This window comes from Schaalia canis (assembly GCF_003858455.1).
GTDB lineage: Bacteria > Actinomycetota > Actinomycetes > Actinomycetales > Actinomycetaceae > Pauljensenia > Pauljensenia canis.
This window is the reverse complement of record NZ_RQZF01000002.1, coordinates 34,152-59,641: the sequence shown is the minus strand read 5'-3', so window position 1 is coordinate 59,641 and position 25,490 is coordinate 34,152. Positions and strand designations below refer to the sequence as shown.

The window sequence follows — 25,490 nt, the reverse complement described above, 5'->3', positions numbered from 1 at the left end:
AGCTTCCTGTCAGGACTGACGTACTGAGCGACGTGTCAGCACGCCAACGCCCAGGAGCAGAAGGCCAAGCAGTGCGATCGGCGCGGTCTCTGCACCGGTGCTTGCCAGGCGTGGAGAAGCCGACTTCCCCGACGGGCTTGCCTGCTGCGTGACCTTGGGCGTCGCAGAGTCAGAGGGCTTTGCAACAGACGGCTTATCAGTCGATGAAGGAGCCTGCACCTTGGGAGCATCGGCCTTGGGAGGTACGACAGTGGGCGGTACAACCGTGGGCGGTACCTTGCTTGGAGGGGTAACAGCCGGAGGCGTGGGCTTCTGAGGCTTCGCAGGCGCCTGAGAGACCTTCCACGGAAGGCGAATTTCCTTGGCAGTCTTATCGGAGACAGGGGTAATAACCAAGGTGTGATCGCCCGCAGTGAAGGTGGCCGCTACCGCCGCCGGAATCTTCAAAGTCGCCTTGCCGTTCTTCACGACAATGGTGCCAAGCTCTACCGGCGTGGAATGGAGGCTCACCTTCCACGTTGAGCCTTCCTTCGCCTGAGTGAAAACGAGGTCAACGTTCGCTTCTTCACCCATGACAAAAGAGTTCACTGTCGCACCATTTGTCATCACGTGAACCGAGGCATCCGGCGTTCCAGGTCCTGGCTTCGGGCTCGGCTGGGTTCCGGGTCCTGGTTGTGGCTGGGGTTTGGGATCGGGCCCGGGTTTCGGATTGGGGTTGGGGCCCGGTTGTGTTCCAGGTCCGGGCTGTGGCTCAGGCTGGGGTTCAGGCTTTGGCGCAGGAGCGGTCACAAAGCTAATTGCGGTACCGGCATCCATGCTGCGGTCGCTGATGGAGAGTTCATGGGCGGCCATGGTGCCAACAACGTAGGACTTCGCGCGATCGAAGGTCCCTGCAGGCACAGTGACGGTCGCCGTGAAGCTGCCGTCGCGGATCTCATGGGGCTTGACCCACGTGGCACCAGCGAAGGTAGCCAGAGCTGAGGTCGTGGGAGCCTTACCGGGAGTCCACACGCTCGGGTCGGCAACGACAACGTAAATGCCGCGGCTGGCAGAAGAACCCAGGTAACCGGTGGCGGTCACGGTGAAGGTGGTAGCAGCGGCCGGATCAATATTCTCAGTAGGAGTGACAGTGATCTGCGGATTTGGCACAACAGCGGGAGTGCCCACGGTGAAGTTATTGGATACGACCACGGCGCTTGAGCGTGCACCGTCGACCAGCTTCAGGGAAGCCTTGTACACGCCAGGACGCAGGTTATCGAGGACAACAAAATCCGTATCGGTGGGGGCATCCTTGATGAAGGACTTGAAGCCCGTGGGGCAGCTCGTGACACATTCGATGCGCACAAGCCAGCGCCCGTTCTTGGGCTCATAACCGCTGCGAATCCACTGGACGGTGGCCTTGCTTGTGTCCTTATCGACGCTTGCGAAAACCTCGCTGGGTGGGGTCATCGCGAAGTCGTCAAGGTTGGCGGGAATGGTGATGGGGTTTGACGGCTCTGACCAGGCAGACCAACCGTGGGCATTTTGAGCGCGCACTGTGAAGGTGTAGGTGACGCCAAGCTTGAGGTCCTTAATCGTCATGAACTCAGGCAGTGGGTCGTTCATATCCGCCTTGAGGGTGCGGACACTCTGGTCACTTCCGCGCAGTTCAATGTCGTAGTTGGTGACCTTCCCGCCAGGCTTGTGCGACGGCTCCAACCAGGATGCTTCAAGGGCCGTGGCATCCTTCAACGCGAGGCGCAGGTTCAGCCCCTTGGGTGCGGCCGGAACCATATCCGCATCAGGAGTAGAGGCAGTCTGGATCGTCACCTGCCCAGTGCGAACGAGGACGGAACGGAGCGGGGGAGCGAAGAAGCTGGAGGAGTCCTGGATCTCGGATTGTACGGTCGCAACGTAGACGCCGTCTTTGAGGCCGAAGAACTCAACAGCATTAAGGGCCTTACCGACCTCACGTTGATTGGCGTAGACCTCTTGCCCGTCAACGACGCGGTAGAGCTTAACGGAGTAGGAGGTGATCCGCGCATCAGTGGGGCGATCCCATACGATACGCACGCCGTTCTTTCCGCTGAGGCTCAGGACGGGGTTCTTGGGTGCGGCGGGCGCGAAGCTGAACTCGGTGCCTTCATCAAGGCGACGCTCAGAGAGTTGGGATGCTCCGGCTGCGAGAGTGCCGATCACATATTCGCGGCCGAGGTCGATTTTGTCGGTCGTCAGGTCCAGGGTGACTGTTGTCGAGAACGCGCCATTGACGATCTGTGCGGGCGCGATGTGAACCTGCTTGACGAACTCGGGAATGGGGAAGATTCCGGGGCGCCACAGTTCCGTGTCGGAAATGACGACATCAACGCCGTTTGTGCTGGCTGCTTCGCCGGTGTAGCCGGTGCCTGCAACGGTGAAGGTCGTCGGAGTCGATGGGTCGAGCGCGTCGATCTTCTGGCCGGTGGGCACAGAGACAGCGAGGGTGGTGTTGGGGGTGGGGGTGAGTGTGACTGTTTCGTAGTCGGGGGTGGCGAAGGGGCCGACCCCGGCATTGTTCTTTGCGGCGACCTCAACCTTGTAGGTCTTGCCGGGGATGAGGTTTTCGACGATCACGTACTTGCTGGCGAGTTCGTGGGCCTCGGATAGCGTTGTCTCGATTGAGGGGCTGTTGTCTGTTGGGGTGAGGCGCACGATGTAGGAGTGCACGGTCGAGTTGCCCGGGTTTTTCGGGGGAAGGAAGTTCACCCCAACGGAGGTGTCGGACAGGATGCCCGCGATAACGCCCTGAGGCGCTGACGGGACGCCGGTGGGTGCCGTTTCATTCCCCGACGAGGGGGGAGTGTGGGGTGAGTCGGGCGAAGTTGGTGGCTGATTGCCGGGAGGCGTTTGTTCGCCGCCCCCGTTAGCGCCGGGCGCTGGGGATTCACCAGGGGCGGGGGAGTCGCCGGGTTCAGAGGGGTCGTTTGGCGAGGGCGGTGCGGCTTCTGGCGTCAGGCTGAATGGGCTGGAGGTGATGGCGGTGCCGGCGATTGGGTCAATGTCCCAGGCATCTATAGCTTCGATAGTCACCGTGTACTCTGTGCCCGGCACCACCGTTGGGGCGCCAAGCTGCAGGGGGCCGCGCTTGAGGTAGCGGGCAATTGCGATGCGCGAATCCTGCTTAACAGTCACGCGGTAGTTGTGGGTGAATCCGGCAGCAGGCTCCCAGTTCACAGTCAAAGTTGTGTGATCGGCCGTAATGCTGACGTTTTGCGCAGCGAATTGATGTGTCGACTCCGTCCAAGTGATGCCGGTGTCAGTAGGGCCAGCGTCGGCAGCATGTGCTGGCATGACCGCTGATGTGAAAAGCAGTGCGCTGAGGGTGACTGTTGCCAGCCCTGCGCGTAGTGCTGATCGGCTTCGTGATGTGAGCCTGATCGCCATGAATCTCTCCTCGTAATAATGAAGCGGAGTTCTTCCTTAATTGAGAAAGGTTAGGCTAACCTTCGCTGCAACCATAGAGCTGTCGAGGATTAAAAATCAAGAACGAACAAGATTGAAATATTGAAGCGATCATGGCGAATGTCTGAAGGTGTGCAGAAAAAATGCGGGGGATCCTCCAGGGCTGTGAAGAAAACTCGGGAAAGTCCTGGCAAAGTCCTGAAGTGCAAATCTTTCAGTAGCGTCGCATGTCAGGATGGAAACAGGCAATGCCATGAAACCGACAAAAGCTCCCAAGCCGAGTGCCTTCCAGGCTGCTTTCGATCGGGGGTTTGTGGCGTCGAAGGAGGAATAATGCACTTAGGTACTTCCCGCCGTTTTGGCGCACTCGCGGTCATGGTGGCAGCATCTCTCGCGCTCGCGGCATGTGAAGACGGGCTGAAGTCCGGCGCTCCACAATCGGCCAATGTTGCCGATGGAGGTGCCATTGGTGTCCCGGCCTCGACAAGCGATGAGGCTGCTGACACCCCTGCTTCCACGCCCCAATCGGCAAACCCCGTGCCCGCTCCTGCGCCCACACCCCATGCCAACCCGACACAACCGAACGCCCCTCAATCGACACAGACGCCAACCCCTGCTCATCAAGCGGGCTCGGCTGATCCACTTACGGCCCTCTACCCCGCAGACTTCACCCTCACAGCCCTGTCGGCAGACCCTATCGCGGATGTTGCAAAGCCAGAGCGCGCTACCGGCCCCGACTCGGGCCTCGTTGATCCCACCTACGGCACACGCATTTATCGCGCCACCAGTGCCGACGAAGGCGAAGGGGGGCGCATGCGTCACGAATACTCGCGCCGTCAAGCCTTCAACGCCGACAACTCGCGCTACCTCGCCCAAGATACCGCCGGACACTGGCATCTCTACGACGGCGCCACTTTTGCTCACCTGACAGTGCTTCAAGGTCTTGCAGGGGACTGTGAACCTCTCTGGCACCCCAGTGACCCGAACACCCTCTACTTCACCTCCATCAACGGTGGCCGCATATGGTGGAGCTACAACGTGAACACCGGCGAGAAAACTGAACTCTTCGATTTCACCGGCAAAACCCCCTGGCCACAGGCCACCTCATTTTGGACAAAGGGGGAAGGCGCCCTCAGCGCCGACGGCCGCTACCTTGCCCTGATGGCCACGGCATACAACGAACAAACCCAGAAGAACACCATCTACGGCCTGCTCACCCTTGACCTGCAGAAAAAGGAAATCATCGGCACCCTTGACGCTGAGAAATTCCCCGTTCCTCACGCCTTCCCCGACCACATCAGCACCTCACCCAGCGGCGCATACGCCGTCCCTTCCTGGCTGAAAGAACACGGTGGAACCTGGGCCTACAGTCGCGACTTTTCCCAGTCATGGAAACTTGCGGAAGGCTCAGAGCATTCCGACCTTGCCTATGGCCCAAACCGTGAGGACTACCTGGTTTATGCCGACTACAGCCGCGGTGCCATTGTGGCGATCAACGTTGAAACGCGCGAAGTGACGGACCTGCACACGCTCTACCCCGCGTCCGGCGAGGCCTATGCCGTACATATCAGTGGACAGGCCTTCGATCGCCCCGGCTGGGTTGTCATCTCCACCTATGCCGACAGCGCCGACTATGGGAAGGCTTCTCCGTCGCCCACGGTGCGCCCTGAATATCGAAAGGTGTGGCTACAAGAGCTTGCGCCCGAGGGGCGTGCGCTCAATATTGCCCACATTCGCGCCAATGAACATGACGTGCAGGGGGATCCGTACTTCCTTGAACCTCAAGCCAGTGCGTCACGCGACCTCAGCCGCATTATCTTCGCTAGCAACTTTGGTGGTGGCCCGGTGGAGAGCTATGTGGTGGCCTTGCCAAACAGTGTTTTCAAAGATTAGGGCTCAGTGTTAACGAAGTACACAGGATGTAGGTGCTATCTCCAGCAAAGGCTTTCCGATCTGCCTGAGTGTTTCTCGCCCGTCCCAGTGTTTCCTAACGACGCAACACAGAGGATGTCGGGTGCTCACGAGATTGCATTAATGACATGTGAATGCTGGATGTGGATATGTGCCACCTGTATGGGACGCTGATATATCCCAGTGCATTGTCGTGTGACCCGAAGCGTTCTACGTTTATTTCAGGACGTTTGCCGCAGTGCCCTTTCTCGCAACGTCGCTGAAATTTCCGGGGGTTCTCATCTTTGTGTGAAAGAATGGGACATTGGTGGGCGTGTATCTTGATCGATAACGCCGGCGCGGATGAATGAGGGGGAGATTTCAGATGCCGCTGTTCGAGCTTGAAGGCGGACGCCTGGTGCCTGCGCAGTTTGGTCGGACTGTCGCTGAAGGGCTGACGGAGGACGTCCTCGAAACGGTGCGCAGCCAGGTTCTTGAGATTGTTGCCCGGCCTTTGTTCCCTATTACCTGGCGTGACATGTCGCGTGCGCATGAAGGTGTTGGAGATAGCCCGCGTCTGACAGCCTTGGATGCGACGGGCCAGGTTGTCGCCGTTGAGGTTCTGGCCCACTTGAACTCCGAGGCCCTCATCACCTCCCTGTCGCGCCTTGCTGATGCAGCTGCTCTTTCATGGACTGACCTCGCTAGCGAATATCCTGGCGGTATTCCGGCTTTCCGTGAAGGGTGGGCGAATTTCCGGGATTCGATGCCTCCTTCACCGGGCGCTGGCCCTCGCCTCATTATGGTGGTCGGCTCTATCGACCCGCAGGTGCGCCCCGCACTGGAGGTGCTCGCAGCCTCCGGCGTGGAAATCCACGAGATCTCCCTGCGTCGCATGTCAAGCGGCCGCGCATTCTTGGATGTCGCCCCCGTTGGCCCGCGCATCTACGCTCACGTTCCTCAGCTTTTGGGACAGGGGTCAACAGTCGAGGCCCTTCCCGTAGGGTCGTTTGGCGGAGGCCAGGCAGCTCAGCCGCAGGTGACCCAATCTCAAGCCGCCCACGAGCAAGCCCCCCAAGCCTCGCCCGCTGAGCATGCCTCATCGCATCCTGACGTCCCCCAGCCTGATGCCCTCCAGCCTGATGCGCCCCAGGCCGCTGTGGCGCAGCCTCAAGTGAACCAACCTGAGCCCGCCACGACGCCCTCCCAGGACGGGGACGCAACATCAGAAGGTCCTGCGAGTGCGCCGCAGCCGCAGGCATGGCCTCGCCCTGCAGAACCTGCACCCGCCCAAAGTGAGCGGCTTGAGGATACTCGCGACTCCGACCAGCCCACCCACACGGGCACATTCCCGCAGGCAGCAAGTGCTACCGCATTGGCTGACGAGGGCGTTCGCGCAGCGCAATCGCGCCCAACAGCTAAGGCCACAGAAAAGATGGATGCGGCCTCTCCCGCTCCGCTCGCTCCGGCCAAGCCCGCCCCCGTGGTTGAACCCAGCGTGTACGAGGAGCCCGCAATCGAGCGCACTCTCGAACGCACCTTGCGTCCTCGTCCTAGAGGCCGCCATGCCGCCACGGATGCACCTGTCACTCGCGAACGTGATCTGCCCTCACGCGGAGAACAGGCCCAAAGCCAGGCGGCTGCAGAGTCGGCAGCTCATTCGGCACTCTTCGCTTTGCATGAGCGTGAGATGAAGGTGAATCGCGCTCGCCAAGAGGGCGTGCCGGTGTATAACCGTGATGCTGAGGGACTGCGCGTGTTGGCAGGTCTTGTCGGGGAGCGCACGCCCCTGGGGGTGCGCCCGTCAATCACGGTACGTATGCCGATGTTCCTGACGGAAGAGGGAAGGATCCTCGTCGGCGGCTCTGGGTTTACTAACCCGACGGAGGCCCTGGCCTTCAACGGACACCAAGGGATGGACGGCTGGTTAGAGCTGCGCCTGGGCGATGCTCTTGGCCCCTCCTTGGCTGAGGCCCTTGACGAGGTGAACGCTGACATCCTTCGCGAGTACGAAGGAAACTGAGGCACCTGCCGGGTGGGTGCCCTGCGAGAAGAGCGCCTTAAACTGCCTAGATGAAGGCGCTGATCCAGCGTCGCATCGTCTCCCATACCTGGGCGCGCACCTGCGGTGAGGAGAGGAAAAGGTCGTGGACGCCAGCGAAGCGGGCGATAGTGACCTGCGGGCCAAGTCGGGCTGAACGGTCAACGATGGCTTCGACATCAAGGACAACGTCGGTGGAGAAGACCTCCTCGGTCCACTCCTCTCCGAAGTAAGTTGCGGTGGAGACCATCGACAGGATGGGCGCGTCGATGGATGCCTCTTTTTCGATTTGCCCGTGAGCGGCCATGATGGTGTCCATCCAGCCGACGGGCACGGGGTAGCTTTCAGGGCGTTTCCATTCGAGGGCGAACTCCCAGCCGGTGATGGCGGGATCGTCTTCGTAGCCTGTGAGTTCGTCGGGGAGGTCGAAGCCGGACTCTGCCCAGCCGCCGCCGAGGGATCTCGCGTAGTGGTCGGGGCCGGTTCCCATGGGGAGCTCCCAGTGGGGGTTGCGGTTGGCGATGCGTTCGAGGACGGGCTGGATGGTGGAGCGCATGGAGGCTGCCGACTGCATTTCGAGCCATGCGGAGTTAAGGATGAGGCCGGAGGCCACGCCGGGGTGGCGGTAGGTCCACATGGTCAAGATGAGTCCGCCGGTTGAGTGCCCGATCAGGATGAGGGGGAGGTTGGGGACTTCGCTGCGGATAAGGTCGAGGGCTTCGGAGACGTCCTCGTCGTAGTCAGCAAGGTCGGTGATGAAGCCGATGGTTTGGTGGGGGCGTAGGGAGCGCCCGTACTTGCGTAGGTCGAGGGCGTAGAAGGTGCCTCCCCATGCTGCGATATTGCGTGCGAGTTCGTGCTGGAAGAAGTAGTCGTTGCGTCCGTGGACGTAGAGGGCGACGAAGTGGGGGGTAGTGGTGGCGCCCTCGTAGGCGTGGGGGTCCTCGTGGGGGAGGTAGCGCACGAGGGTGGCGACGCATTCGCCTTCTTCATCGGGAAGAAGGGGGAGTGTGCGTGATTCGAAGCCGGGTCCCATAATGTCGGTTCGCCAGGCGTCGGCGGGGGGAGGGCCGTCTGCCCCCCAGGGGGCGAGGACATCAACGGTAGGGGTGTTGTCGACGTTGTCGGTTGTCACTTCTTCGTGGTCACTCATGTCATTAAGGGTACGTCTTGCGGTGTGGAGGGGGTGAAATCCGTGGCTGCCTCGAATATGTGTTCAAGCGCTTGTGGGGGGTGTGAACGAAGGTTTCAGAGGGGGAATTGCCTCTGAGCAGCGCACATATCTGAGATACGTGTTGCGAATGTTGCGATTGTTGCTAGTGTTGCGATTGTGACAACAGAGATTTCTGTTGCCATTGTGATAAATGTTGCAAATGGGGAATAGATCCGTTAGTCTGATGCGGAATGTAGTGCTGAACTATCCCGCAAAGGATTGGGCGGCACACATCCCCCATCAACATGACAATGACCTGAACAAGGAATCCATTGTGAGTATCTTCCGTTCCGGCGGACAGAGGCGTCGCTTCACAGCGGCCCTGAGCGCAGGTGCCGTCCTCGCTCTCTGCCTACCCTCCCTCGCCTGGGCTGCGCCCGGAGACGACGACATCGCTCGCGCTCGCGCCGAAGAAGAAGCAGCGCGGATGTCCGTGGCTCGCATCGAAGTTGAGCTCGCCACCGTTGCCACGCAAGCTCAACAGGCCCTGCAAGCCGCGCAGATAGCCGCCGAGCAGTTCAACGGGGCACGCGTTGCCCTTGACCAGGCCACCGCAGCAGCGAAAAAGGCTCAAAGCGAGGCCGACGCAGCCCAAGCCGAGTACGAGAAAGGCCGCCAGGAAGTCGCCTCCGTCGCGCAGGCTGCCTACCGCAATGGTGGCTCAGCCCTGGATTCACTTGCCCCTTATCTTGAAGCTGAAGGACTGCGCACAGTTGAAGCCCGCCAGGCCACACTGACCACCTTCGGCAATCAAGCCAATGTCAAGATGCAAAAGGTGGCGGCACTAGAGCAGGTTGCCGACGTCATGCAAAAGGCCGCCGACAAAGCCTTGGATCTGCAAAAGACCGCTACCGCTGAAGTAGAGGCGCGCTCGAAGGCTGCAGAAAAAGCGGCAAATGACGCGGCAGCCGTTCAAGCCGACACTGAGATGCGCCGCGATGTACTCCGACAAGAACTCGCGCGCAAACAGAACACCACCGTTGAACTCATTGAGGCAAAGGAACGGGCCGAGGCTGAAGCTCGCGCAGCCGCAGAAGCGGCTGCAGCACAGCGCGCCGCTGAAGAAGCAGCTCGCCGCCGTGAAGAGGCTCGACGCCGTGAGGCAGAAGAAGCTGCGCAGCGCGACGCTTACCGTCCAGCACCCGCACCCGATCCTGCACCCTACATCCCCCCGGCGCCGCCCTCGCGAGGCAATGTTGGCGCGGCCCAAGGCGCTATTGATGTGGCAAAGAGCCTGCTGGGATCCCCCTACGTCTGGGGTGGCGAAGGCGGAGCTGACGGAGGGTACGACTGCTCTGGTCTGGTCACTGTCGCCTACCGTTCCCAGGGTATCTACCTTGAACACTGGTCGGTTGCACAATACCGCTACGGCGCATCAGGCGGTGCTTATGTGCCCCTCAGCGAGGCCGAACCCGGCGATCTTGTCTTCTGGTCCTCGAATGGTTCTGCATCGGGTGTCTACCACGTTGCCATCTACCTCGGCGGTGGGCAGATCATTGAAGCAGCCACCTTTGGTGTTCCCCTGCGTATTACCGGCATGTACAACCGCGGCTCAATGATGCCCTACGCGGTACGCGTCGTCTGAGGGTCCAAGCGGATTCAGACGAGGCCGCCACATCGATCGCATCCCACGGGTGAGCGCTGTTGAAGATGCTCATTGAACGAAAGCCTGGGGCGTAAGGATAATCCTTACGCCCCAGGCTTTCTTGTGCAGGTGATCTGAGGGGTCAATCCTCCCCCAATACGCGCCCAGCGGCGCGTAAGTCTTAGTGTTGGTCGCCAGCATCCTTCAGGCGCTGGAAGGAACGGCGAATTTCTTCCTCAGCCGCTTCGCGCCCCACCCAGTGCGCGCCTTCAACAGACTTACCTGGTTCGAGATCCTTGTAGACCTCGAAGAAGTGCTGGATCTCTAGACGGTGGTATTCGGACACATCATCAATATCGGTGCGCCACGAGGCACGCTGATCTGCTGCTGGCACGCACAAGACCTTATCGTCACCACCCTTTTCATCGCGCATACGGAACATGCCAAGCGCGCGGCAACGAATCACGCAGCCGGGGAAGGTCGGCTCGTCCAGAAGAACGAGGGCGTCCAGCGGGTCGCCATCTTCACCGAGAGTGTCATCGATGAAACCGTAATCGTCGGGGTAGCGGGTCGAGGTGAAGAGCATGCGGTCCAGGCGGATGCGGCCGGTCTCGTGATCGATCTCGTACTTGTTGCGATTCCCCTTGGGGATCTCGATTGTGACGTCGAATTCCATGTCTGTCTCCATCCAACCTATGAGGTCGCCATCATTGGGAGAGGCCCCCAATTTTTGCCGTCTGCTCCGCCCAGTTTTCACCCGTGCGGCCTGTTTATTCGAGTCTGCTGCGCGCACCGTCTATTGTGAACGACGGAGAGGAACACCAAGGGGGTCACCTATGCGACGCAGAACTATTGCTGCGATTGTATGCTTAAGTTTCATTTTACTGGGCATCGGAGCCTACCTCGTGGCGAGTTTTTACCGCCCCTTTGCTTCGGCAGACACTGAGTTAGGACCTATTTCCGCTACCGAGGCCCCAGATCTAGAACCTCAGTCCCAGCCTTCGCTTCACAGCGGGCAGGTGCGTCAAGGCCAGGAAGTATCGGCCGCGCAGGTCGAAGAAGCCTTTGCTGACATCGCGCAATTAGACAGCGAGCAGTCCTGGAGTGCATGGGCGCATGTGGTAGATGCTCAGACAGGGCAGACACTTCTGGACGAAGGTGCACAGCAGCTACACACACCCGCATCGGTGACGAAAATCCTCACCGCCTACACGGCCTACACGCACTTGGATGAGAATGCGCGCCTCGCCACCGGGACATCCCTACATGGGACAGACCTGTTCCTGTGGGGGCAAGGCGATATCCTTCTGGCCCGTGGTGAAGGCAATCCGAACGCGGTTAATGGACATGCGGGCGTTGCTGACCTCGCAGCAGCAACTCTGGCTGCGCTCAAAGACCGCGAAATCGACACCGTCACCTTGCGCTGGCAGGGAAATCCCTTCGAGGGACCCTCGCATCTGGCTGCCTGGGACACTCAGGAAGTGGGGAACTACGAAGGGCATGTCGCAGCTTTCGCTATTGATGCGGGCCGAGTAGGAGTTGAAAGCAATGCGTTTCGTTCCGATCCTGAGATGGATGTCGCGCTGGAACTTGCCGCGCATCTTCGGAATGGGGGAGTGGAAGCAATCGTGACAGCAGAGGGCGATGCGCCTGAAGGAGCGCAGGAGATCGCCCGAGTTGAGTCAGCAACCCTAGGGCAACAGATTCGGCTTATGCTGCACGAATCCGATAACACCTTGGCCGATCAGCATTGCCGTCTCGCTGCCCAAGCGGCGGGCGTTGAACCCTCCTATTCGGGTGCAACAGCCAATATCACCAACACCATGCTCAGCGCCGGGGTGGAGGTCGCTGGCATGAAGCTGGAGGATTGCTCAGGCTTGTCAGCGAATGACCGCATCGCTCCTGAAGCGATGACGGGAGCCTTAATGAAGGCCATGAACTCTGAGCGCGCTGATCTGCGTGATCTGGTACGTGCTTTGCCGTGGGGAGCGTGGCAGGGAACAATGAAACGTCGCTACGAGGGCAATGAGGCTGCCGGTAATGTGCAGGCGAAAACAGGATCGCTCTCTCAGGTGACGTCATTGGCGGGCATAGTGCGGACCTCAACCGGCCGAGAGCTAGTCTTTGCTGTTGGTCTTGATGGCACGGCAGATGGGGAATCATATTTCCTTCGCTCGCATATTGATTCCTTCATTGAACGTTTGTCCGCCCTGTCATGACTGACCGGGTGAGGGGCGGATAGCGTCCACGCTCGGGCTAAACTGATGACCATGACCAGCAGTGAATACACTTCCGCATTGGGCCGCGTCGCTGCGGCGCTCACCGCAGCAGGCCCCTATGTTTCGGCAACCGGTGCTGCCGCAACCGTTGCACGTCTGCGCAAAGCAATCCACTGGTCAGATCCGTATTTGTCACGGCTTACAGGGCTGAATGAAGCCGCGGACCGTGTGCGCTCCACCCGCGCCGTGGTCGTTGACCGCCGCGCAGCCATCGACACTATGGAGGCAATGATCGCCCGCGCGCTCGGGGGCGCCGCCTCGCCATTATCGAGTGTCGCTCTTGCAATGGGGATTCGCGCGATGGCAGCTCAATCCATGGGAGTGTGGGATCCCTTCACCCAGCATCGCGTCCTGATCGCCCCGAATGTCCTGGCTGCCTCAGAAAAATACGCCCTCGATCAAAAAGACTATTGCCGCTGGAGTGCCCTTCGCACCGGGCTATGGGCGGTGCATTTAGAACATGCGCCACACCTCATCGCACATATGGGGAAGCTCGCTGCCGATCTGCCAGCACGTGCGGTGGAGTTCAAACAACTCATCATGCTGCTCGTGGCTCTCCCTGATGTGGAGATGGAGGCCCTGACTCCGCGTGATCTACCCTCAATTGGATGGATTCGTCGCCACAAGATGGATTCAGCAGGACTAGCTGGGCTGCACCTACTGCACAAGGCGGGTGTTCCCTCAGCACATCTGGAAGAGGAACAAGCAGCAGCACAAGCCTTCGCTCGAATGGTGATGGACAACGATGCTCTGCCGCTGCTCCTTGAGACAGTCGAGAATCTTCCCACAGTCGACGAGTTCTCCAACCCCTCCCTGTGGCGTCAGCGTGTCGGCATCTAAGAACCGCGTCACTGCCTCACAGCTCATTGGTTCCACTCCCGCAGCTGCAGTACGGGCCATCTCTTTACCTGTCCATCACTGCCTGGCGTCTTGGGCAGATCACAGCAAACCGGCCGCGCCCCCGATCGTCCTCGTTGCCTGTTCGGGCGGCGCGGATTCGATGGCACTGGCCGTTTCTGCTATCGATTCAGCTCACCGTTTGGGACTTCCCATCCACTCGGTGACCGTTGACCACGGCCTTCGCCCAGGCAGCGCCGACGAGGCCGCCACTGTCGCCGCATATTTGCAAGAAATGGGCGCCTGCGCGCACCGACGCGGCCCCCATCTAGAAGGCCCGTCTGGGACGTTCTTCGACGAGAAGCCCATCTTCCATCTATCGCCCGATCTTGAAGGTCACGGCCCAGAAGGAGATGCCCGCACCCTACGCTATGGCGCAATCGCGCGCCTCGCTCACGAGCTTTATGAGGACGCAGGCGGGCGCTCCACCGTCCTCATCCTCCTGGGGCACACGATGGATGATCAAGCTGAAACGGTCCTTTTGCGTCTGGCGCGAGGCTCCGGCGTGGGCTCCCTGCAATCCATGGCGCACACGCGACCATTCCCACTGACTGTCGCTCCGGGGCTGGTCAGCGCAGACAGCCCTGTAGAAGCAATGCTTCTCCGGCCCTTGCTGGGAGTGCGGCGCGCTCACACGCTTGCCTTCTGCCAAGAATTAGGCTGCCCCACTGTCGACGATCCGACCAATGCTATTGACGGGCCGTGGAAAAGTGCCGACGGAAGCCCGCTTCGACGTTCAGCCATCCGTCACAGGGTCCTCCCCGCCATTGGGGAAGCCCTCGCAATGGACCCCGTTCCTGCCCTTGCGCGAACTGCTGAACTTGCTCGTGACGACAACGAGGCCTTAGAGCATTACGCGAGCCATTCATTTGCTACCGCAGTGCGCCCACTGGTAAGCAACGAGGGAAACGAGGGCGCCGGCCTCGCCCTCGATATTGAGACTATTGCGTCTCTGCCGCGTGCACTGCGGCGTCGCGTGCTGCGTCACGCCTGCGTGGGGGCGGGGGTCAAGGCAGGGAACCTGAGTGCTGAACATCTCATGCGCGTCGATGAATTGATGACCGCATGGAAGGGGCAGGGGCCCATTCACCTTCCTCAACTGCAGGTATGGAGAACAAAAGATTCCGCAAATCGGCCCGTGCTCTGCTTCGCGCCGAAGGCCCCTGGTAGCTGAAAACTCGGCGTGCTCACTGTGAATTAGCTACGGAGAAGGGCAGTGGGGGTGCGTCTACGCTCTGGGCGAAGAAACGGGATGGAGGGGGCGTTCCCCAGGGAAATGTGGCACGCTTAAAGGTGCAGGTGTTTACCTGCCACCACGCAAACTGATGGAAGGGCCTGGAGTGGACGCGAAAGATATGGGAAGCGACCTCAAGGACATCTTGTTCACAGAGGAACAAATCCACGCGCGCCTGGAAGAAATGGCAGCCGAAATCGACCGCGACTACGAGGACAAGGATATTCTCCTCGTTGGTGTTTTACGCGGAGCCGTCATGGTGATGGCTGATCTTTCTCGTAAGATCCATGCTTCCCTGCAGATGGACTGGATGGCCGTATCCTCCTATGGATCTGGTACCAAATCCTCAGGGGTTGTCCGCATTCTCAAGGACCTCGACAATGATGTCCACGGCAGACATGTTCTCATCGTGGAAGACATTATCGACTCCGGTCTGACCCTTTCCTGGCTGAAAACTAATCTGGAGAATCGCGGTGCGGCGTCGGTCCGTATCGCCACCTTGCTGCGAAAGCCAGAGGCAGCGAAGGTTGATGTGGATGTCTCCTATGTTGGTTTTGATATTCCCAATGAGTTTGTCATTGGATACGGGCTCGACTACGCCGAACGCTATCGCCACCTGCCTTTCGTTGGCACCCTGGCATCTCATGTTTACGGCGGATAAGTAAAGAACAAAGGATTCTCGTGGCAGAGCGCACGAAAATGAAGCGGATTAATCTCGCGTTTATTCTCATCCCACTGTTGATTTTGATGATGGCGGGATGGTACCTGTGGCAGGTTTTCCAACCGCAAGAGGTCGACACCTCTGAAGGTCTCGAAATCCTTAAGAGCGACACCGTTGAGCGCGTTGTCATTAATGACGTGACCCAGCAGGTGAATCTCACGCTGACCAAGGATTGGGAACACAAGACAACCGGACTCGGTGACCCCTCCCGCAACCTGGGAACCTCCATTGTCTTTACCTATGCCGAGGTTCAGACCAAGGACATCATTGCAGCAGCGCAGAAAGCCGAACCGGCAAAGGGCTGGAACGCTCTGTATCCGCGTACCTCGGCACTGATGGCAATGCTGCAGATGGTTCTGCCTTTGCTGTTGGTGATGGGTCTGGCGTTCTGGTTCCTTAATTCACGGATGGGTGGGGGCAAGATGCTGGGTGGTTTCACCCAGTCTCAGGCGAAAGAATTTAACCAGGAACGCCCAGATGTTACCTTCGCTGATGTCGCAGGCGAGGACGAAGCAGTCGAAGAACTTGAGGAAATCCGCGAGTTCTTGGCCAGCCCTGAAAAGTTCCGTAAGGTTGGCGCGAAAATTCCCCGTGGCGTTCTGCTGTATGGTCCTCCCGGCACGGGTAAGACCCTGCTAGCGAAGGCAGTGGCTGGCGAAGCCCAGGTTCCTTTCTTCTCAATCTCCGGCTCAGAGTTCCTTGAGCTCTACGTCGGCGTTGGTGCCTCACGTGTGCGTGACCTTTTCGTGCGTGCCAAGAAGAACGCTCCTGCGATCGTCTTTATCGACGAGATTGATGCTGTTGGTCGACACCGTGGCTCCGGTATTGGTGGCGGCAATGACGAGCGTGAACAAACCCTTAACCAGCTTCTTGTGGAGCTTGACGGTTTCGATGATCGCGCCAATGTCATCCTCATTGCGGCAACCAACCGCCCCGACATTCTTGACCCTGCCCTGTTGCGTCCGGGCCGTTTTGATCGTCAGATCGCTGTGGATGCCCCTGACCTGAAGGGCCGTGAGGCCATCCTCAAGGTGCACGCCGCAGGTAAGCCTCTCACCGATGACGTGGATTTGCGTCAGATTGCGAAACGTACCCCCGGTTTCACCGGTGCGGATCTGGCTAATGTCCTTAACGAGGCAGCTTTGTTGACTGCGCGTTCCAACGCTGACCTCATTGATGATCGTGCTATTGATGAGGCTATTGACCGTGTGATCGCCGGTCCGCAAAAGCGCACCCGCGTCATGAATGATCACGATAAGGCTGTTACCGCCTACCACGAGGGCGGCCACGCACTGTGCGCTGCCGCATTGCGCTACACCGATCCGGTGACGAAGGTGACGATCCTGCCCCGTGGCCGCGCTTTGGGCTACACGATGGTGATGCCCACGGAAGACCGCTACTCCAAGACGCGCAATCAAATGCTCGATGACCTGGTGTATGCCATGGGTGGTCGCGTCGCTGAAGAACTGATCTTCCGAGATCCCTCCAGTGGCGCAGCCAATGACATTCAAAAAGCCACTCAGACCGCTCGGGCAATGGTTGTCGAATACGGCATGTCAGAACGGGTCGGTACCGTTAAGCTGGGTGGTTCCGACACGGAACCCTTCTCTCACACCGGGGGCGGACACGCCCAAGGTCCGGGATACTCGGGTGAAACTGCGGCCATCGTGGACGCAGAAGTGCGCACCTTGATGGATAACGCCGTGCGTGAAGCGTGGGAGATTCTCACTCGAAACCGCGCCGTCCTTGACACCCTTGCTGAGCGTCTTCTTGAGGAAGAAACTCTTGATGAGGCGCAGCTTGCCGAGATTTTCGCTGACATTGTCAAGCAGGATGAACGCCCCGTGTGGAACTACGGTGCCGATGCTGCCATCCCCGGAGCCGTGATGGGAAACCCTGTGGGCGTTAGCGATACGCCTGCCACAGGACCTGCCCTTGACCTCACCTCGCAGGTCAGCGCGGGAGAGAACACTGCCACTGACGGGACTCAGACGAGTGAGGAACGTAGCATCTGATGTATAACGAGGAAGCTGTTGTTGCCGCAGTAAAGGACTTACTCGTCGCGGTCGGTGAGGACCCAACCCGCGAAGGAATCCAAGATACGCCTGCTCGTATGGGGCGCGCGTGGAAGGAACTCCTGTCGGGGATGAATGAGGATCCCCGGGAACATCTACGTACGACGTTTGAGACGGGCACCGACGAGCTTGTGCTTGTCCGCGACATTGAGTTTCACTCGGTGTGCGAACACCACCTGCTTCCCTTTTACGGGCGGGCGCATGTGGGGTACATTCCCTCACAAGGCCGCGTGACCGGCCTGTCAAAGTTGGCTCGCGTTGTTGAAGGCTACGCGCGTCGGCCGCAGGTCCAAGAGCGACTGACTTCTCAGATCGCTGACGCTTTGCATGAAGTTCTTGCACCTCAAGGCACGATTGTGGTGATGGAAGCCGAGCACATGTGTATGACGATGCGCGGTATTCGTAAGCCAGGCGCATCAACGGTCACTTCAGCTCTGCGAGGCATTATGAACCACCCAGCGACCCGAGCCGAGATGATGGCCCTGGTGATGGGTGGGCCTCGGTGACTTTCCTTGCCTCTGCTGACAGTCGCCCTATGAGCGGGGCGAATGATGGTCACTCGCCCATTGCGCTGCCGTTGTCTCCGCAGCTACCCGCTGGGCGCGTGCTCCCTCAGGGGCGAACTCTGGTAATGGGTATTCTCAACATGACCCCCGATTCTTTCTCGGATGGGGGGCTGTGGGTGAATCCCGTAGACGCATTTGCTCATGCGGAGCAGATGCGTCTCCAGGGTGCTGACATCATTGACGTTGGCGGAGAATCGACCCGTCCGGGGTCGCGCCGTATTAGCTCCGAAGAGGAATGGTCTCGAATCGGGCAGGTGGTCGAGGCTCTTGCGGGGGCTGGTTTCCTTGTTTCTGTCGACACGATTCATGCTGACACTGCGCGGCGGGCTGCGGCGGTCGGGGCGAGCATTATTAATGACGTCTCTGGTGGCCGTCTCGATCCGGCGATGAACGAGGTTGTTGCGGGAACTGAGTGTGCCTATGTTGTTCAGCATTTCCGTGCTTTGCCGGGCACTCCAGAGGAACATTTTGACTATGGTGATGATCTGATTGCCACACTGTGTGAGCGTATTCAGGGGCAGGTGGATGATGCTCTGGCGGCGGGAGTAGCCCGTGAACGCATCATTATTGATCCTGGTCTTGGCTTCTCGCTCACTAATGAACAATGTTGGACTATTCTTGACTCACTCGAAGCCTTCAGGGCGCTAGGGTATCCTGTGCTCGTTGGAGCATCACGTAAACGTTTCCTGGCAACACGGGGAAATGACAAGGATGCTTTGACAGCCGAGGTCACTCGGATGCTTGCCCATCAGGGCATATGGGCAGTCCGAGTTCATAACATCGAAGCGAATGTGCGGGTGCTCCAGGAAATGGAGAGCCTCCGTCGACACGAGCCAGACGTAAAGAACCCAGATACAGAGAATCCAGATACAGAGAACAGCGGGAAGTGAGGTTGAGACAGTGAGCGCGAAGCTTGACATCATCACCCTCCGAGGGCTGACCGCCGAAGGCATCCACGGGGTGTTTGAGTTCGAGCATGCTGCCCCGCAACCTTTTGTCATCGACATCGCCCTGTGGGTTGACACAACAGACGCGATCAGCAGCGATGATATTGCCGACACTGTCTCTTACGCTGACGTTGCCAATGATGTCGTGGCAGTCGTTGAAGGTCCCCCCGCTCACCTGATTGAAACCCTCGCCCAGCGAATCTCGGACGTCCTCCTGGCCAACCCTCGCGTTGAAGGATTAGAGGTCACCGTTCACAAGCCGCAGGCGCCCCTCGAACAGGAGTTCACCGACGTGGCGGTCACCGTCCGCCGCGGGAATACGCCCGGAACAATCGCGCGAATCCGTGATATCACTGTTGTTGACGGCAAGGTCGCTCCAGAAGCAGACGAACCCCTGGTAGGGTTTGGCGGGCCTGACGAGGCTCCCGCTCTGCCGTCCTTAGTAGAGTCGCCACCTACGCCCGCCGCGCCGCTTACACCACAGACGCCTCTCCAAGAACCCCAGTCTCATCCTTTTGTGCTGGCTCTGGGCGGTAATGTCGGAGATGTACCCGTTACTCTTGCGGCTGCGGTCTCACACCTTATTGATATCCCCCGAATCCACATCCATGATGTCTCACCTTTGCTGCGCACCCACGCGGTGCTCGCACCCGGGCAGGCGCCCCAAGACGATCATTGGAATGCGGTCATTCTTGGCAGCACTACCTTGACTCCCCACGAGTTGCTGAATCACACTGCCGGTATTGAAGCAGCACTTGGCCGTGAGCGCCATGAGCACTGGGGGCCGCGCAGCATTGATATCGACATCATTTCGATGGGTGATCTTCATGTCAGCGACGCTACGCTCACTATTCCTCACCCGCGCGCTCACCTGCGTGCTTTCGTTCTTGCGCCCTGGCTCCTGATCGACCCAGAGGCTACGCTACCGGGCTTTGGCTCCATTGATGATCTTCTCAGTCGTACGGCTGACCTGAACGGCATTGTCGACGCAGTAGATGACTGGTTGGAGTCCCCAGAGGGGATCCAAGCGGAGTCCGATTCCCTGGTTGCTGCTGGTGGTCATACCCGTGAATCCTCACCCGGTGCCGAACCTCAGCCGGTGCTGAACGAGCCGTCCACTCTTGCAGAGATTCCCGGGATGTCCGATCCCGCCCGCCCTCTGGTTATACCCCCCATTGCGGTGCCAGAGATTGCCCAACCCCTAGCGCTGAGCCGCCTTGACAGACTTGATCCGAGCTCGAAAGCCTCCTTGCAGCCTGATCAAGGAGCTGACCTGCTGTGGCACAAGGTGTGGAATTCCTGGGCACAAACACCTATTGAACCCGAGGATATTCCTCAGCAGCCGACTGCCGAGAATGAGCCAGGCAACGTGACGCGTCAGAGGGAGACTCCCTCGGTTACTACCGCACAGGACCAGCCCCCTGTGCAGGCTCATGCGCCTCGCCCTGCCACTCCATCTTCTGCCCCCCCTTCGTCTCCTCCAGTTCCGGCTTCCCCGATAGCCGCGGTTTCTCCGGCAGTTTCGCTTCCTCGCCAGGCTCCCACCCCAACGCCCGCCGCCTCGGCCCAAGGTAATGGGCACCGTCTGGACTTTGTCGTTTCTCCTGGCAATCCTGCGACCTCACATGAAACCAGGCAGGGCGTTCCCTCCCGGACAGAAGCTCCCCACACGGAGGTAGCCTCCGCTGCGGAAGGGCCGGCCGTCGCCCAGCCTCTTCCCTTCCAGCAGGTTCTCGTGGATGATGCGGTTCTCGAAGAGAATCCGGGACACCGTCCCATGCGCTGGGCTCCATTACAACACTTTGATGCTGACCCTTCGGGTGCGGCAGGTTCTGGACATGCTTTTAGTGGGCGCACGGTGAATCATCCGAGTGTGCCCGGTAGCAGAGCAGAGAGCGCAGTCGCTGACGAGGCACGAGCCCGCGCCGAGCTGGAACGCATCGAGGCCCAACGCGCCGAAGAAGCTCGCCGCCGTGCCCTCCGCCAGGAGGAAGAACGACGTGAACGTGAGCGCTTGGCGCAAGAAGAGTTCGAGCGTGAGCGTCGAGCACAGGAACAGTACCAGCGTGAACGTCTGGCACGCGAACAACGTGAAATTGCCGCTCGTGAAGCTACGCGACTTCAAGAAGAAGCCGTCCGCGCTGAAACAGCTCGCATTGAGGCCGAGCGGATTGCCGCCCAAGCGCGTGCCGCCGCAGAGCGTGAAGCTACGCGGCGACCTCTGCCGAAGAGGACGGCCCAGTATGCGCCGCTTCCTGAAGACGGGCCGCGTGCCTCTTCTGAGAACCTCACGCGAGGCCACGGCGTTGACGGCGCAGATTATGGCTCCGCCGCTGAAATGGGTGAGCGTCCCCTACCACAATGGGATTTTTCGAGTGCGAAGGTCACCATCGTTGACGATTCCTCCGAAGGCGGGCGCAACGCGACTCCCCGAGCTTCACTGCTTGCACCCGACCTTCCTGAAGGGACATTGACCGGAGCAGTCACCGATCTTCCGAGCGCAACGGGAATGTTGGATCGTGTGACAATGCGTCCGACGGCAACCGGCATGATTCCGGTTGTGAAGCGGGATACGCAGCACCCATGAAGCCTCTTGCCGTGCTGCCTCTTGTCGGCTTCGGCCTGCTGGGTGCGGCGTTAACTGCGGGAGTGAACTTTGTGCTGCTCACGCTGGGATACAGTCCTTTTGTTGTCAGCCCACTGGGGGCGCTCGCCTCGGTGCTGATAGCAATCATCTTGTTGATTGCCGGTCAGGGCGTACGACGTTTACGCGAGGGAAAGCCAACTCGGATGACCCCTCTGTGGGCTTTCCGAATTGCCTTGCTGGCACGGGCATCGGCCGGAGTCAACATCTTTCTTGTCGGTTGCTGGTTGGGCCTATCCGTGTCTTACCTTCCCTGGGTTGAAGCTGTGGGGGTTCGCCAGGCTTTACTGTGGGCTCTTTTTGCTGCCCTGTGCTCAATGTCGTGGGCGCTTTCCGGTATCGTCGTTGAACGCTGGTGCCAGATTGATTCGGACGATTCAGAGAATAATCGCGGCGGCAGTGACTCTCGTTCCTTGACGCGTCACACTCCGTTGACGGGCGGCGTGTAGGCTCTCGGGATTGCTCTGGGCGCGCTAGCGTTCCTCCTATGCCGAACTCTTCTCGTCCTTCAGGATCTTCGCAGGGGGAACGCCCTCGTCGGGGTGCTACACGCTCTGGAAGTGGAACATCCACGTCTGCGAGCGGACGGGCTCGGCCTCGTCAGGCCTCTTTAGCGGGATCGCCGTCGGGGATTCGCCGTCAGGCGGGTCGGAGGAAAGGACGCCCGAACCTGTGGCCGCGCCGCATTATTACGGGCACGGGCTTGCTTCTTGTTGTTGGACTTATCCTGTGGGCTGTTTTTAACGCGGTAGCGTGGGTCTTTTCTGATTCTGATGAGTCCGTGGTGCAAAGCGGTGCGCAGTCCGGCGCGGTTGAGGATAGTGACTCACCCCGGATGACCGCAGATGGGATTCTCTATCCCAATGACGCGGTGCGTATCCCCGAATGTACTTCAGAGATGCTCGCCCTAAACTCGACGACCGGCAGCATCCATGTTGGGCAAGCTCTGACGGCCTCACTTTCAGTGGCCACGCAGGCCAATACAGCATGCTCCACCCGTGCCGACCTCTTCGGGTTGGTGATTACCAGCGGTGATGAGGTGTACTACGACTCGCGTCAATGCGAGGGCGGTGAAGGGAGTGCTCCGCTGCTTTTATCCCCAACGGCGTCCTGGACGGGAGAGCTGACATGGGATGGGCGTCGTCACAGGGGCTGTGCGCCCGTTGATAGTGACGGGGATGGCGCGACCGACCTCGCCCAGCCGGGCACCTATAAGGTGCGCGTCATGTACGGCGACCAAAACACCAGCAGCGAGCACGTCATTGAGGTCCTGCCCTAGGTACGCCGCTTGATTCCCCATGGGGCTGGAGTCTATTCAGGGGTGGTGGCAGGCAGTGCTCGCGGCGCGGATGAGCCCATGAGCCGGACGAAGCATGGCTCATATGGGTACGAGCCGCTGCGTGTCCCCAGCTCAGGGGACGAGGGGCTTGCGGCGTGCGCTTACCAGCCGACGATGCCCGAGTCTGCCATCTCTTGCTGGCGCAGCAGGCTATCCCGGATGAGCTTGGCTCGGTAGGGGCCAATCGCTTCGATCTCTTGGAGTTCTTCAACGGTTGCTTCGCGCAAGTCAGACAGAGAGTTCCAATGCTGGGCGATATCCTTAATGACCGACCAGGGTAGGCGGGGCACCAGGGAGAGCGCGCGGTAGCCTCGCGGTTGGACGAGGCGGTCGAGGTCAGCGACGTCAAAGACACCCAGGGACAGCACATTCGCCACGGCCATGAGGTCAACGAGTTTCTCGCCAGAAAGCTCAGACAGGAGCGTTTCAGCGGTAGGAATAGAATCCTGGTCGCGGATGTAGTCGCGCATAATGAGCGCACGCTGCGAAGCTGAACCGTGCAAAAGGTCATCCATCTGCAGGGCAAGCAGACGACCCTCAGAACCCAGCTCATCAAGGAAACCGTTGATTTCTGTGGTGATACGGCGGATCATCTCCATGCGCTGCATGACGGTCGCAACGTCACGAATGGTTGCCGAATCCCGCATTTCCAGAACCGTCAGTGACTGCAAGACCTCATCCAGGCGTTGACTGTACCGGTCAAGGGTGTCAACAGCAAGGTTCGCACGCGATAGCAGTGCTTCAGGCTCTTCAACGGTCTGGTGAAGTTCTCCAACGTAAATGGAAATCATCCGCATGGAGGCTGACAGGGAAAGCACAGGTAAACGAGTCTGACGGGCCACTCGCTGAGCTGTGCGATGACGCATACCGGACTCGGTGGTGGGGATTGACGGGTCGGGCAGGAGTTGCACATTCGCCAGGCGGATTCGCCAATGCTCAGGGTCAATGACAACCGCACCATCCATCTTGCACAGCTCTCGCAGACGCGAGGCAGTGAAGGGAACATCAAGTTCGAAGCCGCCTGAGCAGAGGCTTGTCACCTCTTCGTTGTATCCCAGCACAATCAGAGCGCCCGTGTGTGAACGCTGAATACGGCCCAGTCCTTCACGCAGGGCAGTGCCAGGGGCAACTGCTTGGAGGGCTCGCCTCATCCGGGAAGCATCTGAGCTCATCGGCGTTCCTTAATCACTCGAAGCGTTCACAAGGTACTGGTGCATTCAAACAGTGTTATCACCTAGTAAGGATTCTACGGCAGGGCAACGCGAACAGCGGTTGCGAGATCCGACACGGGCAAAACCGTCAGACCATCAACGGCCTGTAAGTCTTCCGAACCCTGTGCGGGCACAATCGCGCGAGTAAAGCCAAGCCGTGCGGCTTCCTGCAGGCGGCGTTGAACACTGAGACAGGAGCGAATCTCTCCGGTCAGCCCAACTTCGCCAATGACAACCAGGCCCGTAGCGGTCGCTTGGTTGCGTGCAGCAGAGACAACAGCGATAGCCGTGGCCAGGTCAACAGCGGATTCGCTGGTGCGCGCCCCGCCCACTGTCGATACATACACATCCAACGTGGACGTGTCCGCCCCCAGGCGCGCCTGCAGCACGGCCAGAACCATCGCTACCCGAGAATGGTCCACCCCCGAGGTCGTGCGCCGAGGCGAGCCCGACGACGTAGCAGCTACAAGAGCTTGCACTTCAGTGGGCATAGGGCGGCGTCCCTCCATCGAGACAGTGACGCACGAGCCTGGCACGGAGGATAAAGACTGCGACAAGAACAAGCCTGAAGGGTCTGGCAGACCGCGAATACCGGTGTCGGTCAGTTCAAAACAGCCCACCTCATCGGTGGGGCCGTAGCGGTTTTTCACGGCGCGCAGCAGGCGCAGGCGGCCGTGGCGTTCACCCTCGAACTGGCAGACCACATCAACGAGGTGCTCAAGCACACGAGGCCCAGCAATACCGCCGTCCTTGGTGACATGACCGACCAGAAGAACAGGGAGATTGCGTTCTTTGGCGACACGAATGAGCCCTGCGGCCACCGCACGCACCTGCGCCACACCACCGGCACCACCCTCAACCTGCGCAGACTGGATAGTTTGCACGGAATCAACGATCAGGAGCGAGGGTGAGGCCGCCTCCACGTGTCCAAGAAGCACCGCAAGGTCATTATCGTCGGCCAGAAGAAGATGATCATCAATAGCGCCAATACGTTCAGCGCGGGCTTTGACCTGAGCGGAGGATTCCTCGCCAGTCACGTAGAGCACCGGGCCAGTGCCAGCACCTTCAGCGCTGCGCGCCTGACGAGCAGCGCGGGCGGCCACATCCAGCAGCAAGGTGGACTTACCAACCCCCGGCTCCCCAGCCATAAGTACCACGGCACCAGGCACAATACCCCCGCCAAGGACACGGTCCAGCTCGCTCACACCCGTTGGGCGGCGGCGGGCCTGCTCGCCATCAACCTGACCGATGGGGAGAGCAGGGGAGCGCGGCGTGGTGGCCGCAACGGAGGTGGGGGAGGCGGCTCCGGCCTCGTCAATCGTGCCCCAGGCCTGACATTCCCGACACTGCCCGACCCACTTGGGGGAGGACCAGCCGCACTCACTACAACGGTAGGTCACCTTCTCTTTTGCCATGCCACCACGCTAC

The 25,490-nt window shown here is 59.8% G+C and carries 18 protein-coding genes; 13 read left to right on the top strand and 5 right to left on the bottom strand.

Going from position 1 to position 25,490, the window contains the following annotated elements:
- Positions 1-9 precede the first annotated feature (9 nt).
- On the bottom strand, positions 10-3,402 hold the full coding sequence (locus EII11_RS02750; protein ID WP_124868411.1) for a fibronectin type III domain-containing protein: 3,393 nt from the start codon (positions 3,400-3,402) through the stop codon (positions 10-12).
- 351 nt (positions 3,403-3,753) lie between these two features.
- Between EII11_RS02750 and EII11_RS02745 the strand changes: the two genes are divergently transcribed.
- A complete protein-coding gene (locus tag EII11_RS02745; RefSeq protein ID WP_240623033.1) occupies positions 3,754-5,313 on the top strand; it encodes a hypothetical protein in 1,560 nt (519 codons plus the stop codon).
- 382 nt (positions 5,314-5,695) lie between these two features.
- Positions 5,696-7,333 (top strand): hypothetical protein, encoded by a 1,638-nt coding sequence (locus EII11_RS02740; protein WP_124868409.1) that lies wholly within the window; start codon positions 5,696-5,698, stop codon positions 7,331-7,333.
- Positions 7,334-7,379: 46 nt separating this feature from the next.
- Here the strand turns inward: EII11_RS02740 and EII11_RS02735 are convergent, their stop codons facing one another.
- Positions 7,380-8,504: an alpha/beta hydrolase gene (locus EII11_RS02735; RefSeq protein ID WP_124868407.1), complete on the bottom strand. Its 1,125-nt coding sequence runs from the start codon at positions 8,502-8,504 to the stop codon at positions 7,380-7,382.
- Positions 8,505-8,838: 334 nt separating this feature from the next.
- Between EII11_RS02735 and EII11_RS02730 the strand changes: the two genes are divergently transcribed.
- A complete protein-coding gene (locus EII11_RS02730; protein WP_338068024.1) occupies positions 8,839-10,149 on the top strand; it encodes a C40 family peptidase in 1,311 nt (436 codons plus the stop codon).
- A 181-nt stretch (positions 10,150-10,330) separates the two neighbouring features.
- Here EII11_RS02730 and EII11_RS02725 read toward each other — a convergent pair whose 3' ends face one another.
- Positions 10,331-10,825, bottom strand: a complete 495-nt coding sequence (locus tag EII11_RS02725) for an inorganic diphosphatase (protein WP_124868403.1) — start codon at positions 10,823-10,825, stop codon at positions 10,331-10,333.
- Between the two features lie 160 nt (positions 10,826-10,985).
- Here EII11_RS02725 and dacB point away from each other — a divergent pair, with 160 nt between their 5' ends.
- The 10 genes from dacB (at position 10,986) to EII11_RS02675 (ending at position 22,791) form a co-directional block, all read left to right on the top strand.
- Positions 10,986-12,368 carry a D-alanyl-D-alanine carboxypeptidase/D-alanyl-D-alanine endopeptidase gene (dacB, locus tag EII11_RS02720; RefSeq protein WP_165867038.1) on the top strand — a complete coding sequence of 461 codons (1,383 nt, stop codon included), beginning with the start codon at positions 10,986-10,988 and terminating at the stop codon, positions 12,366-12,368.
- A 51-nt stretch (positions 12,369-12,419) separates the two neighbouring features.
- Positions 12,420-13,268, top strand: coding sequence for a zinc-dependent metalloprotease (locus EII11_RS02715; protein ID WP_165867037.1), 849 nt, complete (start codon positions 12,420-12,422; stop codon positions 13,266-13,268).
- Complete coding sequence (gene tilS / locus EII11_RS02710; RefSeq protein WP_165867036.1) at positions 13,255-14,499, top strand: tRNA lysidine(34) synthetase TilS; 1,245 nt, start codon at positions 13,255-13,257, stop codon at positions 14,497-14,499. Before EII11_RS02715 ends, tilS begins: the two co-directional genes overlap by 14 nt.
- Positions 14,500-14,665: 166 nt before the next feature.
- Positions 14,666-15,220: a hypoxanthine phosphoribosyltransferase gene (gene hpt / locus EII11_RS02705; RefSeq protein WP_124868395.1), complete on the top strand. Its 555-nt coding sequence runs from the start codon at positions 14,666-14,668 to the stop codon at positions 15,218-15,220.
- 38 nt (positions 15,221-15,258) lie between these two features.
- Entirely contained in the window at positions 15,259-17,295 is a 2,037-nt protein-coding gene (gene ftsH / locus EII11_RS02700; protein ID WP_124868896.1) for an ATP-dependent zinc metalloprotease FtsH, read from the top strand.
- Positions 17,295-17,861, top strand: a complete 567-nt coding sequence (gene folE, locus EII11_RS02695; protein ID WP_124868393.1) for a GTP cyclohydrolase I FolE — start codon at positions 17,295-17,297, stop codon at positions 17,859-17,861. The genes ftsH and folE overlap by 1 nt, the downstream gene beginning before the upstream one ends.
- A 29-nt stretch (positions 17,862-17,890) precedes the next feature.
- Positions 17,891-18,811, top strand: coding sequence for a dihydropteroate synthase (gene folP, locus EII11_RS02690; RefSeq protein ID WP_240623032.1), 921 nt, complete (start codon positions 17,891-17,893; stop codon positions 18,809-18,811).
- A 10-nt stretch (positions 18,812-18,821) separates the two neighbouring features.
- A complete protein-coding gene (gene folK, locus EII11_RS02685) occupies positions 18,822-21,455 on the top strand; it encodes a 2-amino-4-hydroxy-6-hydroxymethyldihydropteridine diphosphokinase (protein ID WP_124868391.1) in 2,634 nt (877 codons plus the stop codon).
- Positions 21,452-21,961, top strand: a complete 510-nt coding sequence (locus tag EII11_RS02680) for a DUF3180 domain-containing protein (RefSeq protein WP_124868389.1) — start codon at positions 21,452-21,454, stop codon at positions 21,959-21,961. Before folK ends, EII11_RS02680 begins: the two co-directional genes overlap by 4 nt.
- 38 nt (positions 21,962-21,999) lie before the next feature.
- On the top strand, positions 22,000-22,791 hold the full coding sequence (locus EII11_RS02675) for a hypothetical protein (RefSeq protein WP_124868387.1): 792 nt from the start codon (positions 22,000-22,002) through the stop codon (positions 22,789-22,791).
- Between the two features lie 161 nt (positions 22,792-22,952).
- On the opposite strand, the gene disA is transcribed toward EII11_RS02675, so the two are convergent.
- Together disA and radA are read right to left on the bottom strand one after the other, a co-directional pair.
- On the bottom strand, positions 22,953-24,023 hold the full coding sequence (gene disA, locus EII11_RS02670; protein WP_124868385.1) for a DNA integrity scanning diadenylate cyclase DisA: 1,071 nt from the start codon (positions 24,021-24,023) through the stop codon (positions 22,953-22,955).
- Between the two features lie 74 nt (positions 24,024-24,097).
- On the bottom strand, positions 24,098-25,477 hold the full coding sequence (gene radA, locus EII11_RS02665) for a DNA repair protein RadA (RefSeq protein ID WP_124868383.1): 1,380 nt from the start codon (positions 25,475-25,477) through the stop codon (positions 24,098-24,100).
- Positions 25,478-25,490 lie beyond the last annotated feature (13 nt).